Source organism: Maribacter sedimenticola, assembly GCF_900188415.1.
GTDB classification, from domain to species: Bacteria; Bacteroidota; Bacteroidia; order Flavobacteriales; family Flavobacteriaceae; genus Maribacter; species Maribacter sedimenticola.
The window spans coordinates 13,181-29,225 of the sequence record NZ_FZNV01000008.1 but is presented as its reverse complement, the minus strand read 5'-3'; the positions used below and the strand labels follow the sequence as shown (position 1 = coordinate 29,225).

The 16,045-nt window shown below is 35.3% G+C and carries 15 protein-coding genes; 12 read left to right on the top strand and 3 right to left on the bottom strand.

Features of this window, described 5'->3' with window-relative positions; genetic code table 11:
- Positions 1-29: 29 nt before the first annotated feature.
- From CHB68_RS16145 to CHB68_RS16100, 10 genes are all read left to right on the top strand, one after another.
- On the top strand, positions 30-3,320 hold the full coding sequence (locus CHB68_RS16145) for a S41 family peptidase (RefSeq protein ID WP_089262553.1): 3,291 nt from the start codon (positions 30-32) through the stop codon (positions 3,318-3,320).
- A 420-nt stretch (positions 3,321-3,740) separates the two neighbouring features.
- The gene (locus tag CHB68_RS16140) at positions 3,741-4,946 is read left to right on the top strand and encodes a hypothetical protein (RefSeq protein ID WP_089262551.1); all 1,206 of its coding nucleotides are present in this window, start codon (positions 3,741-3,743) and stop codon (positions 4,944-4,946) included.
- Between the two features lie 156 nt (positions 4,947-5,102).
- Positions 5,103-5,285, top strand: a complete 183-nt coding sequence (locus CHB68_RS16135) for a hypothetical protein (RefSeq protein WP_089262549.1) — start codon at positions 5,103-5,105, stop codon at positions 5,283-5,285.
- Positions 5,285-5,860: an ABC-three component system protein gene (locus CHB68_RS16130; RefSeq protein ID WP_089262547.1), complete on the top strand. Its 576-nt coding sequence runs from the start codon at positions 5,285-5,287 to the stop codon at positions 5,858-5,860. Before CHB68_RS16135 ends, CHB68_RS16130 begins: the two co-directional genes overlap by 1 nt.
- A complete protein-coding gene (locus CHB68_RS16125; RefSeq protein WP_089262545.1) occupies positions 5,857-6,375 on the top strand; it encodes an ABC-three component system middle component 5 in 519 nt (172 codons plus the stop codon). The genes CHB68_RS16130 and CHB68_RS16125 overlap by 4 nt, the downstream gene beginning before the upstream one ends.
- 19 nt (positions 6,376-6,394) lie before the next feature.
- A complete protein-coding gene (locus tag CHB68_RS16120) occupies positions 6,395-8,281 on the top strand; it encodes a coiled-coil domain-containing protein (protein ID WP_245838969.1) in 1,887 nt (628 codons plus the stop codon).
- Between the two features lie 213 nt (positions 8,282-8,494).
- Positions 8,495-8,890 carry a hypothetical protein gene (locus CHB68_RS16115; protein ID WP_143815226.1) on the top strand — a complete coding sequence of 132 codons (396 nt, stop codon included), beginning with the start codon at positions 8,495-8,497 and terminating at the stop codon, positions 8,888-8,890.
- Between the two features lie 303 nt (positions 8,891-9,193).
- Positions 9,194-10,099 carry an alpha/beta hydrolase gene (locus CHB68_RS16110; RefSeq protein ID WP_089262539.1) on the top strand — a complete coding sequence of 302 codons (906 nt, stop codon included), beginning with the start codon at positions 9,194-9,196 and terminating at the stop codon, positions 10,097-10,099.
- Between the two features lie 145 nt (positions 10,100-10,244).
- Positions 10,245-11,765, top strand: coding sequence for a serine hydrolase (locus CHB68_RS16105; protein WP_179213219.1), 1,521 nt, complete (start codon positions 10,245-10,247; stop codon positions 11,763-11,765).
- A 73-nt stretch (positions 11,766-11,838) separates the two neighbouring features.
- Positions 11,839-12,282: a GNAT family N-acetyltransferase gene (locus CHB68_RS16100; RefSeq protein WP_089262535.1), complete on the top strand. Its 444-nt coding sequence runs from the start codon at positions 11,839-11,841 to the stop codon at positions 12,280-12,282.
- Between the two features lie 454 nt (positions 12,283-12,736).
- On the opposite strand, the gene CHB68_RS16095 is transcribed toward CHB68_RS16100, so the two are convergent.
- Genes CHB68_RS16095 through CHB68_RS16085 form a run of 3 tightly spaced genes read right to left on the bottom strand, consistent with a single transcriptional unit; the run spans position 12,737 to position 14,127 of the window.
- Positions 12,737-13,219 carry a hypothetical protein gene (locus tag CHB68_RS16095; RefSeq protein WP_089262533.1) on the bottom strand — a complete coding sequence of 161 codons (483 nt, stop codon included), beginning with the start codon at positions 13,217-13,219 and terminating at the stop codon, positions 12,737-12,739.
- 3 nt (positions 13,220-13,222) lie between these two features.
- Entirely contained in the window at positions 13,223-13,639 is a 417-nt protein-coding gene (locus CHB68_RS16090; protein WP_089262530.1) for a helix-turn-helix domain-containing protein, read from the bottom strand.
- Positions 13,636-14,127 carry a hypothetical protein gene (locus tag CHB68_RS16085; protein WP_089262528.1) on the bottom strand — a complete coding sequence of 164 codons (492 nt, stop codon included), beginning with the start codon at positions 14,125-14,127 and terminating at the stop codon, positions 13,636-13,638. Before CHB68_RS16085 ends, CHB68_RS16090 begins: the two co-directional genes overlap by 4 nt.
- Before the next feature lie 345 nt (positions 14,128-14,472).
- Between CHB68_RS16085 and CHB68_RS16080 the strand changes: the two genes are divergently transcribed.
- On the top strand, positions 14,473-14,949 hold the full coding sequence (locus CHB68_RS16080) for a hypothetical protein (RefSeq protein WP_143815225.1): 477 nt from the start codon (positions 14,473-14,475) through the stop codon (positions 14,947-14,949).
- Positions 14,950-15,151: 202 nt separating this feature from the next.
- On the top strand, positions 15,152-15,916 hold the full coding sequence (locus tag CHB68_RS16075) for a TlpA family protein disulfide reductase (RefSeq protein ID WP_089262524.1): 765 nt from the start codon (positions 15,152-15,154) through the stop codon (positions 15,914-15,916).
- Positions 15,917-16,045 lie beyond the last annotated feature (129 nt).

Here is a 16,045-nt window from a genome sequence, read left to right as displayed (position 1 = left end):
ATAACCTGATCATTACAAAAACCAATCCTATGGGCATATCACATTACCTAAGAACACCACAGACTATTTTACTGGCCATCCTTACCCTATTATCCGTTACAAATTGTTTTGCACAAGGTTTTGAAGGGTATTACCAAAATCCGGCCCTGCACGACAATACCATTGTTTTTGCCGCTGAGGGCGACCTTTGGAAAGTAGCCTTAAATGGCGGAATGGCACAACGGCTTACCACCCATGCCGAAGATGAGAACTACCCCACTATCTCCCCAGATGGGAAAACCATAGCCTTTTCCGCAAGCTATGAGGGCCCAATTGAAGTGTACACCATGCCCATGGAAGGTGGCCTGCCCGTACGGTGGACGTATGAACGGGATGCTTCCTACACCAATACCTGGACACCCAACGGAGCGGTGGTCTACCATACACGTGCCTATTCCAAAGTTCCGGACAACCAATTGGTATCCATAGACCTGAAGACCAAGGAAAAGAAAAGAGTTCCGTTGGCGCAGGCCAGTGAGGCCACCTATGACGCAAGTGGCAAAACCCTATATTTTGTAAGACCGGCATACCACAGGAACGTGACGAAAAGATATAAGGGCGGTACCGCAAGGCAAATCTATAAATTTACCGAAGGCACACAGGAGGCCGTAAAACTGACCACGGACTACCTGGGCGAAAGCCATCACCCCATGTGGTATAACGGCAGAGTTTACTTTATTTCGGATAGGGACGGGATGATGAATATTTGGTCCATGACCGAAAATGGGGAGGACCTTCAACAACATACAAACCATAAGGATTTTGATGTCCGCGCCGCCAGTATCTCTAACGGAAACCTGGTCTACCAAAAGGCGGCGGACCTTTGGCATTATGACCTGAATACCAAGTCCGACAAAAAGATTACCATAAAATTGGTGTCCGATTTGGACCAGCTACGCCAAAAGTGGGATGACAACCCCTCCCAATACATCACCTCTGTACATCCGGACCCTGTGGGAGAACATATTGTCATTACGGCAAGGGGAAGAATTTTTGTGGCGCCCGTAAAATCCGGGAGATTCGTATCCTTTACGGAACAAAAGGGCGTTCGCTACCGCGATGCCGTTTTCTCCCATGACGGGGAAAATATCTATGCGCTATCTGACCAAACGGGGGAGTTTGAATTTGTTCGTATGCCCGCCAATGGCCAAGGGGAAGAAAAAAAGTTGACCGGTGACGGCAGCCTATTACGTTTTGGGGGCACGCCTTCCAAGGATGGCAAATACATGGCCTACAATGACCTGGAAAACAACCTGTACGTGCTTAATTTGGCAAGCGGAACCAGCACCAAAATCTCCACCAATCAAGAAGGTATTGGTACCTTTTCATGGTCACCGGACAATACTTGGCTGGCATTTGTACAGGGAGCCCCTAATACCATGGCCCAGATCAAGGTGTACAACGTAAAGACCGGTGACCTGTTTGACTTGACCACGGATCGGGCCAATAGCACCGACCCCCAATGGAGCCCAGATGGAAAATTCATCTATTTTCTATCGGATAGAAGTTTTACCTCGTTGGTCGGTAGTCCGTGGGGACCAAGGCAACCGGAACCGTATTTTGATGCCAGTGAAAAAATATACCATGTAGCCTTGAAAAAAGGCACCCGCTCCCCGTTTAGGGAAAATGATGAACTAGTAGCGGACGATACCAAAGCGGAACCCTCCGCAAAAACGGATAAAAAGAAGAAGGACAGTGATGCCGGGAACAAGGAAACCATTACCGTACATATAGACCGTGAAGGCATACAGGAAAGGATTATGGAGGTACCTGTTTCGGCCGGTAATTATGCCGCGCTACAGGTAACCGATAAGGCCCTGTACCTCATGGCCAGTGATACCGGGGTAAAGGCCAAAAGCCACCTATCCTTTGTATCCATTGGCAACGAGGACATTGCCCTTAAGACCATGGCCAAGGACATTAATGGGTTTGAGCTTGCCGGTAAGGGCGCCAAGCTACTGCTTTCCAAGGATTCCAAAATCTATATGGTAGATGCGGGTACATCTGAAATCAGCGACCTGTCCAAACACCAGGTGAATCTCAGCAATTGGAAATTTCCCATTGTGCCCAAGGAAGATTGGAAACAGATCTTTACCGATGCATGGCGCATGGAACGCGATTATTTCTATGACAAAAATATGCATGGGGTAGATTGGGATGCCATGCATGCCAAGTACCTGCCCTTGGTAGACCGGGTAACTACACGTAATGAACTCTCCGACCTTATAGGCAGGTTCGTGGGCGAGCTTTCCGCACTGCACACCAGCGTAAGGGGCGGAGACGAAAGGACCGATGATGCGGACATTGGGGTGGCAACCTTGGGGGCACTGTTCAGTAGAAGCGAACCCAAAATGGGCTTTGTCATTGACTATATTTATAAAGCGGACCCAGATTACCCCGATGAAAAATCGCCATTGGACGACCCTTACCTAGATGTACGGGTTGGGGACGTCATTACCCATGTCAACGGAAAAAATGCCCTTACCGCCTTGGATATGGGAGCGCTGATCAGAAACCAGGCCGGCAAGCAGGTACGCCTTACCGTGATGCGCGGCAGCACTTCTAGGGACATCATCGTAAAACCGATTAGTAATGCCTATAACCTACGCTATCGCGATTGGGAATATGGCAACAGGCTCAAGGTAGAGGAAAAGGGCGACCAAGACATTGGCTACCTGCATTTACGGGCCATGGGCAGTAATGATATCAGTCAGTTTTACCGGGAGTTCTACCCGGTCTTCAATAAATCTGGCCTAATCGTGGACGTGCGGTATAATTTTGGGGGCAACATTGACAGTTTTGTGCTTGAAAAATTACTGCGCAAAGCCTGGATGTACTGGAAAGGAAGGTCTGGGGAAGCGTTCTGGAACATGCCCTACGCCTTTAGGGGGCATATTGTGGTCCTTGTGAACGAGAATACCTATTCTGACGGCGAGGCCTTTGCGGACGGCTTTAAGAAATTAGGCCTAGGCACCACCATTGGTACCCGCACCTGGGGCGGCGAAATTTGGTTGGACAGCAGTAACCGATTGAGCGATAACGGACTGGCCAGAGCCCCCATGTTGGGCGTATATAGTGAAGATGGGGAGTGGATCATAGAAGGACACGGTTTTGAGCCCGATATTGTTGTGGACAACCTGCCCCATGCCACCTTTAACGGGGAAGATGCGCAGTTGAATGCCGCCATAGAATTCCTTAAAAAGCAGATCAAGGAAGACCCAAGGGAAGTCCCCGCCCCACCGGCCTACCCGGACAAATCATTTGATAATAACCGTAATTGATACCGGAAATGGTGCTACCGTGTAGTGACGACTAGCATCTACACTATAAAGTGATATATGCATTGGGAAAATAGGGCGTTCCCCCGTTCTCCCGATGCATTTTTTCTGAAGTAAAAACACGCTCCACAATGACCCAAATGGATTACAACAGTTTAAGAACAGTGTGTTAGGGATACTATCTTCTACACACCCTTTTAATTATTTCACAAAATAACAAGTGTATTTCCTACAATTTTACAGAAAAGCGTAAGTTTTTGTAGGGGAAACTTCTTATACTTGTAGTACCGACCAAAGTATACCCCCCTACTACTTTATTGGAAAGTTTTGATATCAAAACTGCTGATTATATGTGTTTATATAGCAATATATAGTTACTAATAGACTATATATACTTGATGTGCTTCATTAAAAAAATAAAGAATGGAAAATAATAACTACGAAATTATTCCTGCAGGAGAACCGATTAGTAAAAGTGGTATTCAAACTTTACTAAATGGTATTCGACCTGTTTGGAAAGGTCGTAATTTAATTGAACGAGTAGTTCGATTACTACCAATAGACCCAAGTAGTGCCTGTCAAAGGCTTTTTAATGCAGCCACTCACGATTTAAAAGAGAAAATCCTAATAATGGGAGTTGATTTAGCAAATGAGATTGCAACCAACTATAAACTTCCTCCTATTAAAAGAGAAGAAGATATACTTGAATATAACGTATCTAAAACAATTGATTTAGCGTATAGAATTGGCATATTAACTCGTCCAGAGTGGAGAAGAATTCATAGGTGTTATGAGATTAGAAGAGATTTAGAACACGAAGATGATGAATATGAAGCAGTACTTGAAGATTGCTTTTATATATTCAAATCTTCAATTGATGTGGTACTTTCAAAAGATCCAATTGAGCTTTTACAAGTCATAGATGCAAAAGACCTTGTTGAGTCTTCAACAAATATTTCAGTAACTGAAGAGTTTTTAACGGATTACAAAAGTGCCCCAAAAGGAAGACAAAGGGAAATATCCGAATTACTAATATCATTTGCTTCTGATGATGCTAAACCTGATATAGTTAGAGAAAATAGTGTTGAATTGATGAGACACATTAATCCAATTACTGATAAAACAGTTACAATTGAAATGGCTTCTGTTTTAGAAAAAAAATTAGATAGAACAGGAATAGATTTAAAAACAGCAAAAATAGGTAATGCCTGTGGAGCAATGGGTTACTTTAAAAAAGTCCGACTTAAAGATTTTTACGGTACTCTCAAAAATGAAGCAAAAAAAATTGGTAATGATTGGGGCGTGCAAAAAAAGTTTTGTGCTAAACTTGAAGATATAGGCGGTTTAAAATACTGCCCAACTGAACATTACGAAGATTTATTGAAATCAATCGTAATATTTTACATTGGAGAAAGAAGTTATGGACCTTATAGTGGCTCAAGACCTGTGTTTTTTAGTAATGGAGCAGCTCCTATAATTGCAAGAATAGTTGAAAATGATGGAATAAAAGCCAACACAATTTTAGAAGGATTAAGGAAGAAACGTCCAATAAAATCCGACATACAAGATAAACATTTGCTCCGAAGATTTGAAGATTTAGTTGATTTAACAGTAGTAAAAGAAGAATAATGAAAGCACAACAATGTATATAAAAAATAGGCGGAATAGTACTAAAATTAAGGCTAGTGGCTTGTATCAAAGTTGGTGCTTAATCGAAAGTTTAGTGCTTCGAAATAGCCTACTTTTCATATACCAAACGTTTTACGCAAGCTGAAAACCAAACATATGGAAGATAACAAAACAGAAATAATAATCGCAGTTATTGCATTAATCACAGCAATAATTGGTGGTGCTTTGATTTCGATAAATAGGTCGAAAAAGCGAAATACAAAGTCTAGTCAAGACAATATCAAAATCAAAGGAAATAAAAACAAAGTAATTGGTGGAGACGACAACTCTAAAAGCTAATGTTGAAAAACACTAACCAAAATAATGCGAATATTGAAGGCTCGGGAAACAAGATAGTTGGTGGTAACGATAATTCTCAAACCAATAACTATTTTGGTTCAAATGGAAAACTTTCAACCTTATTCGAAAAGCTAAAAGCAAGTGTTGATAATAGTGAGAAAATTATACAGATTTCTGATGATTTAAAAAGGTATACAACTCGTAGAGATACAATAGGTTTAGAGGAAAAATTAAAAAATGCTGACAAAAGCTATTTATATGAAGACTTTGCTTGGTTAAAACAGGAGTTCCATAAAAAATTAGTTTATTACCAAAATTACGAACCTGCTCAAGAAATATTTGCTTTCATATTAGCCATAGTACTTGAGAAATATACAAATCTTATTAAGCCTATGTTGAGAGAAGGAATTTCGGAACGAGAAATCCTTTTAACGATTTCGGACGAAATCGTGAATCCGATTTTAATTTTAATTGAATCCGAAGGCTGTGACGATATTATAGGTTTGTCTTCAACTGAAATTCAAGGGATGTTTCATTATCTAACAGGCAACTGCCATATAAATTGGGAAGTATGATTGTTTATCAAAAAGCATTTGATTTATATCACACAGTTTATAGAATGATAAAACTTTTAGCTCATTTTAAACAAGACGGTTTAATTGAAATAGATAGATTACGGATTTGGGACTACTACTTATTATATCCTAATAAAATGGATAAAATTCGTTTAAAAAGAGAAGAGAAAGACATCAAAAAAATTATTAAAAATTATATTCTAACTAAAGACAATCCATATGAGATGGTAATTAATGATAGGAAAATGTTTGAAAAAATAAAACCATATCAAATGACAGCAATAAAATGTCTTGCCTCTTATGGGATAGTAAATAAAGATTATCTACAAGAAAATAGAATCTCAAATATCAACAAGAATATTTTCGAAGATTATAGCGAAGACTTTAAAAACTTAAGTGTACAAGAAGAAAATGCGATTAAACTCTTAACAAGCCATTTTTATCAAATCTCGCTTTTTGGAATTGATGGTCTTAAAAGTAGAACAGGATTATTAGAAAGTAAATATGATGCATAATAACCTCTTTTTAAATAGAATGAAAATTTACACCAGAAAAGGTGTTATTGCCTATGATGAGAAATTTCATAGAGGAATAAACATAATAAGAGGTAATAATAGTAGCGGTAAATCTACTATTACGCATTTTATGTTTTATGTTCTTGGAGGTGCTTTTAATGATTGGGTTAAAGAAGCTAAAAAATGTTCATATGTGATTGCTGAAGTTGAATTAAACGGAGCAACTTTGACGCTTAAAAGAGAAATTAACCTAAACAATTTTGGAAAAGCAAACAAGACCGAAGGAATGTTTATCTATTGGGGAGAAATCGAACAAGCGGAAAAGGAAACTGAAGGATGGCAAAAGTTCAATTTCAACACTACGGATAGCAAGAAAAGTTTTTCAAACGTTTTATTTGAAAACCTTGATTTGCCAATAGTTAAGGGTGACAATAATATTACTTTCCATCAAATATTACGATTGTTATATCTAGACCAAGATTCGCCAACTAATTCTTTATTTTACTATGAAGAATTTGATACTACATTGACGAGAGAAACCACTGCCGATTTACTTCTAGGCGTTTACAGACAAGAACTATACGACAAAAAACAACGAAAAGTTGAAGCTGACAAAGAATTAGAAGATACCAAAAGAGAAATAAAAGTAATAAAACGTTTCATTCAAAATCCTTATGATTTAATACCAAGTAATCTAACCCAAAGAATTTCAGCAAAAGAAAAAGAGATTAATGAAATTGAAAATGAAATCATCGAATTAAAGAATGAAGAAAAAAAGGTTCGCTTTACTAAAAAAACAAAACTTGACTTTGAAAAACTAAATGAAGAAAATATAGTCCAAAGAACAAAAGTTAAGAATGCTGAACAGCAAATCAAGAATTACTATTATGAAATTGAAGATACTGAATACTTCATTCAAGCGCTTCAAAATAAGTTAAAGGCACTAAATAAATCTATTTTAACAAGAGATTTGTTAGGTAATTTTCCAATTCAAAATTGTCCAGAATGCTTATCACCTATTGAACCAATTGAGGACGCTAGCGTATGTAAACTTTGTAAAACAGATATTGATGATAGTTTTGGAATTACACAAGCTAGAAAAATTGAGCAAGAAATTGATTTTCAAATAAGGGAATCAAAAAACCTTATTGGAATAAAGAGAAGACAGCTAGTTGAGTTATTGGCTGAACTTGAATCAGACAAATTAAAATTATTCCATCTTCAACAAAAGGTTAATAGTAGTATCAACGATGTCAAAACAGTTAGGCAAGAAAGACTAGACCAATTATACACTGACAAAGGATTTATTGAAGGGGAAATTATTCAGCTTCGAACACTATACGAAAATGCAGAAATATATCAGAGTTTAATCAAACTGCAATCCGATTTAGAACAAGAAATCGAAGCACTAAAATACTCTATTGAACAAATAACCGAAGAACAAGAAAAGCTAAAAATTGAAATTAAAAATGTCATTGAAAAAGAAGGTATTTATTTATTAAATAATGATTTAAAAAGGCAAGAAGACTTTTATGAGGCGAAAGAGTTTCATATAGATTTCAGAAATAACATGGCGTACATATCCGATAAAGATGCAAAATATTCAGCCAGTTCGAGTTTCTATTTAAAAATCTCTGCCAGATACTCTATTTTCCTAGCTTCAATAGGAATTGACAGAATGAGATATCCAAGATTTATTTTCTGTGACAATATGGAAGATAAAGGAATTGAGAAAATAAGAGCGGAAAATTTCCAGAAAATATTAGTGGAAGAAGCAGAGAAATTTAATTCCGAAAATTACCAGATGATATATACAACCTCGTTTATTCCTGATGAATTAAATATTGACAAATACACAGTTGGAGATTTTTATACTGAACAGAATCCTAGTTTGAAAAATGTGTAAAAAGCCAGCGTACAACATTGTATAAAAAACAATAGGGGTTTAATCGTTAAAACGAAAAGTCTGTGCATATTAACAAAGTCCGCTAAACATAGAATTTAGCGTTTATAATAAAAAAGCTAAAAGCAAAATATTTATATTTAGTTAAGTATAAACCGAAACGAAAGTGCTTATTACCTGCCCTACGATTTCTTATACTGAACGTTGTCATTAATCTTGAAAAAAGAAAATTTAGAAGAGTTTTTGAATCGTATGACCGATAGGGAAATTGCTTTTTTCTTTACTTATCGGCAAACTGAATTTATGCCTGAATCTCAAGAAAAAGTTCGCACGGAATTAAAGAAAAGAAATTTAGGTAATTTGCAAGTCATGGATTTAATAAATCAAAAAGTAAAAATATCTCTTGATAATTGCCCTCGTTGTCAATCGTCAGACTTTATGCAAATTAAAGATACAGACTTAAGGAGTTATGGGTATGGTGGCTATGAAGTGGAAATCAACTCTAGAAAATGTCGCATTTGTGGATACAATGCGCAAAAGGACAAATCATTAAACTGGAAAGTCAGACTGAATAAATTTTTGGGTAAGTATAATTGGACTAAACTGAAATAATTAATAAAACTTGCTCAAATTGACCTCACATAGACACAATTTTTGCGCTTATTGACAAACTAATTTTACGAGAGTACTTACTCGGGCGAAAATTACTGATTATAACAAAACGTAAACATAATGCATACTTTAGGGCAAAACCAAAAGGTCTGTGTATATTTATAATGTCGTTGAATCTTAGGGATTTAGCTTTGATTAAAAAAGAAAAAGAAAAACAAAAAGCTTTAGCCTCGTTCGCATACGGAAACGAAAAGTTTCCTTACTTCCGTACTACGCTTAGCTGAGACGTTGGCAATATTAAAAATGACGAACATTAAATTTAAAATTACATTTATAATATTTTTATTTGTCTTCCTTAATGTTTTAGGACAAAATACTGAATTAGGATATACAACAGAGAATCATAAAGTCTATTCAGAAGATAAAGATGAATATATCCTAAAAATAACTTTTCCGAGGAATTATAGTTCTGACAAAGAATATAAAACGCTTTATTATTTAGATGCTTATTGGCTTACAGAAATCACTCTTGGTTCTTATACTATATTGGATTTATGCGATTATGTGGAAGATGTTGTTTTTGTTGGCATTTCATTAAACGGCACTCAAAAAGAATGGAATAAGCAAAGAGATATGGATTTTACGCCTTCGCAATTTAAAAATCTTGGGCTTTTAGATGATTTAAAAAAATCCAACCTAGATAATAACATTAAAATTACCGTCAAAACTGGAAGTGGAAATCAACTCAATAATGAAAGTACTGGAGGTGCAAATTTATTTTTAGATTTTTTAGAGAATCAGGTAATTGAATTTGTAGAAAAACAATATCCAAACCTTAATAAACGAAGAGGTTTACTTGGACATTCTTTCGGAGGGCTTTTCGGATTTTACACTTTACAAAATCGTCCAGAATTATTCCAAGACCTACTATTAATATCTGCTTCTTTATCTTGGAATTCATCTGAATTAGTAGTTAAAGAAAATTTCTCTAAGTTAAAAGAATCAAAGAGTAAAATTAAACTTTATCATAGCTATGGTGACAAGGAAATAAAGGGCATAAGAACTTCCAATAATGGTGTAAATAACATTTTAACAGAATTAGAACTTGAAAATTTGAATTACAAATTTGAACCAGTCAAAAACGCTAATCATCATTCTGTGTTATCAAGAGCAATTTATGATGGATTATTGTATTTATATAAAAATTAATTACACATACAATTAATTGCTTGGTCACTAATGACTTACGAACATACCTGCGGAATAATCTACCTGTGATTTATTTGCTAAATTAGTTGCTTAACCACGTAACCAACCACACTTAAGACCGTTCTACACCACTAAAAAAATGAAAATGAAACTATTCTTCACAACCGTAATGGGGTTAATGCTCTACGCCAATGCATCCGCCCAACAAATACAATTAGATTCACTTGATGCACAAATTCACCAACTGATAAAGGACTTTGACATACCTGGTCTTTCTATTGGTGTTGTACGGAACGATTCACTACTATTTTCCAAAGGTTACGGAAACTTAGAAATAACTAAAGACGAAAAAGTAAATGAAAATACCATTTTTGGAATAGGTTCTATTTCCAAATCCTTTACAGCTTTAACCTTGGGAATTTTGGTAGACGAAGGGAAAATTGATTGGGATGATAAAGTTAAAACGTATCTCCCCTATTTTGAACTATACGCTCCGTATGTAACGGATAATTTTACGATTAGAGATGTACTCACCCATAGAAGCGGGCTTAAAGATGTTAGTGGAGGTACGCTTTGGTATCACTCGGATTATACGAGGGAAGAAATCATAAAGCGCCTAAAATATTTAGAACCCGTATCTGGCTTTCGGGAAAAGCCGGCCTACCAAAATGTAATGTATGTGGTGGCTTCAGAAATCGTGAAAACAGTTTCTGGAATGTCATGGGATAATTTCGTGAAAACCCGGGTTTTTGATCCACTTAAAATGGATAACACCACATCCCTATCCGCAGAAAGAGAGGCTAACAGTAATCTAGCCCAGCCACATATTTGGAACGAGGATTATGAAAAAGTAGCTATTGAACAGGAAAAAGGGGACAATCTTGCTCCTGGTGGCTTTATTTATTCATCATCTAACGATATGTCCAATTACATGAGAATGCTGTTAAATAATGGAGTCATTGGTAATGACACTATTGTTAGTCCCGCAATAATTAATGAAATTTTTAAGCCTCAAATTATATATCCTATTATGGGGGCTCCCTTTAACAATGAGTTTACATCGTATGGATTTGGCTGGTGGTTAACACCAAAAAATGGACACAAAATAATTGAACATAGTGGAGGTATTGATGGTATGGCAGCAAATCTTGTGATGATAAAGGATATGAATTTAGGGTTTGTAATACTTACCAATGAAGCGGAAGAGCCGGCCACATTTTTATTAACTGCAAAAATTTTAGAAAAGCTCCTTGATGACAAGTCGTATGACCTATATTCCAGGATAAAGGATTGGAGAGACGCCAACTTAAAAGAGCATAAAGAAAGCCCATTGACCATTGCCAAAACGCCCAAGACAAAACCTTCGTTAAACATTCAGCAATATGCCGGGAAATATAGCGACCGCATGTATGGTGACATTTTAATAGATCATACCGAGGGTGGCGGATTAGAAATTTCATTTTCGCATTCTGCAGTATTCAAAGGGAAACTGGAGCATTGGCATTATGATACGTTTAAAATAGATTGGGACGATATTAGAATTCCTGATGGGTTTTTGACGTTCAACTTTAATGCAAAAAGAGAAATACTAGGATTCTCCATTGACCAAGAAAACCTACTTGATGTAGATTTTGGGGAATTGAACATTTTGAAAAATAAAAACTGAGTGTACCATTGTGTAACATGTGTTCCAATAAGTCGTCACGGTAGTTACACAAGACCTTTGGCCGTAATAAAAAATGATAAAGGAAATAGATACCATACATAAATCTGAATACCAACAAGTGGTACGTGTTTGGGAGTCTTCCGTTAGAGCGACCCATCACTTTCTAAAAGAGGAAGATATTAAATATTTTAAACCTCTGATTTTAAATACCTATTTGGATGCTGTTGAACTAAGATGCGTAAGAAATAACGAAAAGAACATAGTTGGTTTTCTTGGAGTGGCGGACCAAAATTTGGAAATGTTATTTATTCATCCTGACTTTAGGGGAAAAGGAATAGGAAAAACGTTGTTGGTTTATTCAATTCAACAAATGGGTGTAAAAAAAGTTGATGTAAACGAACAGAATGAACAAGCTGTAGGTTTTTACAAGCATTTTGGGTTTGAAACTATTAAACGCTCTGAATTGGATTCTTCCGGAAAACCTTATCCCACTTTACATATGGAGTTAAAAGAATGACTACTGGAAACAATGGCCATACCTAATTGCGTGTTCTTTCCTACTTTGAAAATTCCTTCGAAATTTTTAACTTGGTCTATACTCGCAAGGTTAAGTGCTAACCCACATGGTTGCTCATAGTCGAGGCCGTTACCTACCAAATATTAAAACAAACCTTCAGAATTTCGTTTTTGACAAACTAAGCAAAACTTCAAATAAAAGGTAGCGTAACTTAAACGTCCCGCACCATACTCCGCAACAAAACAATCAGTGTATTTCCTAAATTTTTATAGAAAGGCGTAAGTTTTTGTAAGGGAAACATATTATACTTGCAATACCGACCAAAGTATACCCCAACTACTTTAGTGGGAATAGTTTATAAAAAATAAATAGGTATTGGTGATTATATATCTTGATATAGCAATATATAATTACCGGTAACTATATATACTTGTTGGCAAACATTTTGAAAAATCTATTTTTTAACCTTTGTATTTGACTTTTTAGAAGAACTATTTTTGGGAATTAAATCATCCATATCAAACAATGGTAAACAAATATTAATTGGTAGACTAGCTATTTTATATGCTAACATACCACGAGTAGCTCCAATTGCTGTATTCAAAAACACAGTCATTAACTCATCATTTATAAATATTTCTTTATCTCCATCTATAAATTTGATATCCTCATCTGAAAAATTATTGACATTAAAAGATGTACTGGTCTCTAATTTCAGAAACTCTTTTGGCTTAACTGCATGCAGAGAATGGAATTGTACTATAATCAAAATGATAATTGTATTTTTCTTGAAATCACCTTTAACAGCAAATCCTAACTTAATTTCTACTTTTTCATCGTCAAAGTTCTTAACTAACTCATCATTTACTTTGTTAAAGAAAGAAATTTCTTTTATCTCTTGAATTTTAATACCTAAACCTGTAGCTTCTTTATTCATTAGTTAACAATCAGCAATTACCGTATTTCTATAATTTGGAGAATACTTTTTCAAATGAGATGATTCTCTTAAAGGAATGTAGTGCCTAGGGGTATATGTGTGTTCAGTATTAATGAAAACCACACTAACCTTTTCGCCCTTACTTATGTTTTCTTCATTAACTATTTCAAGCAACTTATCTCCTAGAACTTCTTCAATTCTTGCTATAGTTTTTAAAGTAAAATTGTGAGAACCTGACATCCATTTACTAATTTCAGATTCATTTTTACCCAAAGCTTTTGCTAAGTCCTTTTGTTCCATAGACTTTTGGTCCAAAAGAAATTGAATTCTATGAGATAAATCAAATGTATAGTCAACAAAAATGTCAACATATTTTGAACGATACTTACGTATTTTGTTTAATATCCTATTTTTTTTCATTCTTTAAAGTAAAATTTCAAATTGCCCATTAATTCCTTTCTAAAGACAATTGTCTGTCCGTTTTTTATCCTGGCACCTATAAAACGGTCAATTTGCTTTAATGTTTCAACACATTCATTTAAAAAAGGGTCTTCATTGTAAGTTTTTGTCTTTTTAAGACCGCCATTTCCAAGAATAACTATTTTTTCATTAAGCCTTATCGCATACAGTCTTAGATTAGTGCTTGAAAGATATTCTGGTAAAGCAGCAACTTTATCTGATTTTGTACCAGCATGCCTAAAATGCCTTAATTCTGCGCCATTCTCACCTATTTTATCTAATAATTTGGATAATATTTCAACATCTTCATCCAACTCTTCATTGTCCAAAACTTTATCGAAAAACAAATCTGCCTCAGACAATTCATTATCAGAATATCTGATTGAGTAGAAATTGACTTCAGAATGCTCTTCAAATAATTCAACAATTATCTCTCGGTTGGAATTCACTTTTAAGTTAAGTACAATATTAAACTATTCAGTCATGATTACAAATATTATTAAAAAAAACTTAACTTTTAAGTGAATACATCTAAAATCCTCAAAAAGCTATAGAATAAAAACGTTTGCCAACAATGCCCAAACGTAATGCGGGTTTTTGGGCTAAAACGAAAGGTCTGTGCATATTTATGAAGTCGCTAAATCTTATGGATTTAGCTTTGGAACAAAAAAACTAAAACTAAACAATAAGCTTTAGCTTTGTGCGTAGACGGAAACGAAAAGTTTCCTTGCCCCCGCACTACGCTTAGCCCAACCGTTGTGCTTAATGTTGCAGAATGTACCAAAATTGAAAATTTGAATAGAAAAGAAATCTTTTGGTTATTTGGAACCGCAGGACTTGTGTTAGTCTGGACTCTAATCCTATTTGGAATAGATGGATTTAATGTCGATTCTACTTTCGCTATAAATATTCATGATACTTATTTTGTTATTGCCAATGTCCGTTTAGTTTTACTATTATTTGTTTTCATTTTTTTTACGGTTTATCTGATTAGAGCAGTTCGAAATGGATTTAAAAATATTACGGCAAATCTAGTGCTGATAATTGCAACGATTTTGGTCGCAGTAGTTCTTGGGAAAACAATTGGCATGCTAGACTTTTTTAGTGGACCTCCCAATAATGAATCTATGGTTGATGGAGTAAATGAGGTTGGAAACGCATTGAAAATTATATCACGAATTCTATTTACAGTTCAAATAGTACTTCTAGTATTACTAGCTTATTTCGGATTCAAAACTGGGCGAAATTACAACGGAGAAAAAAAACACTAAGTACAACACAACCTAAACGTAATGCGGACTTTGGGGCTAAAACGAAAGGTCTGTGTATATTTATTGAGTCGCTAAATCTTATGGATTTAGCTTTGGACAAAAAAAGAAAAAGCAAAACAATAAGCTTTAGCTTCGTGCTAAGACGGAAACGAAGAGCTTCCTTACTACCGCATTATGCTTAGCTAAACCGTTCTACGCAATTATGAAAAAATCACTAATCATATTAATTATATTCTTTCCAGTTTTCAAATCTTGCAAAAACCCAGAACCCAATATGATTGAAAGTTTTGAATTTGCTGTTTATGATAATGAACCAATGTTTGTAGATGAATACTTATATCAGAATGAAAATAAAAACGGAATTAAACTAAGTGCAAATCAAACAGAATGGTATTTAATAGATTGGAATGGTAATGGAATTTACAGCGAAATAGGAATTGATTACTATGGTGTGAAATCACCCTTTAAAAGAAGACCAATATTATCACTTTTAAAAAAAACTAATAAGATAAATCATAATGAGGTAACATATTCCATTGATAATAAAACAGATTTTAGAGAGCTTAACAAAACTGTCTTTGAACCAAAAAACGATATTAGTTATATTTCTGATTTTATTCCTATCGAACTATCGGACGGCAACACTGTAAATTCGGATATTTTTAAAGATTATAATAAAACAGTCATTTATTATTGGGCAACATGGTGTGCGCCTTGTGTTAAGAAACTAGAACAAGTTGAGTTAAATAGTAATAAACTTGCGTTACAAAAAGTGAATTTCATTCCAATATATTATGGCTGTTCTTATGGAGATGTAATTAAACTAAATGAAAAAAAAGGATTGACTTTCAACCCAATTGAAGTTTCAAATCGTAGTGCAATTTCTTATCAATTAACAGGACTACCTGAGACTTATGTATTTGATAGTAATGGTAAGTTGATAGCAGAACATTTCGATGTTGAATAAAGACTGTGGGCAACACCTTGTAAAAATAATTGCTTGGGTCTTACCTACTCGAAAAATCCTACGGATTTTCCTCTGGTCCGTTCCATTTTTAGTAAGTTAGTTGCCTAATCACGCAATTATTCTTACACC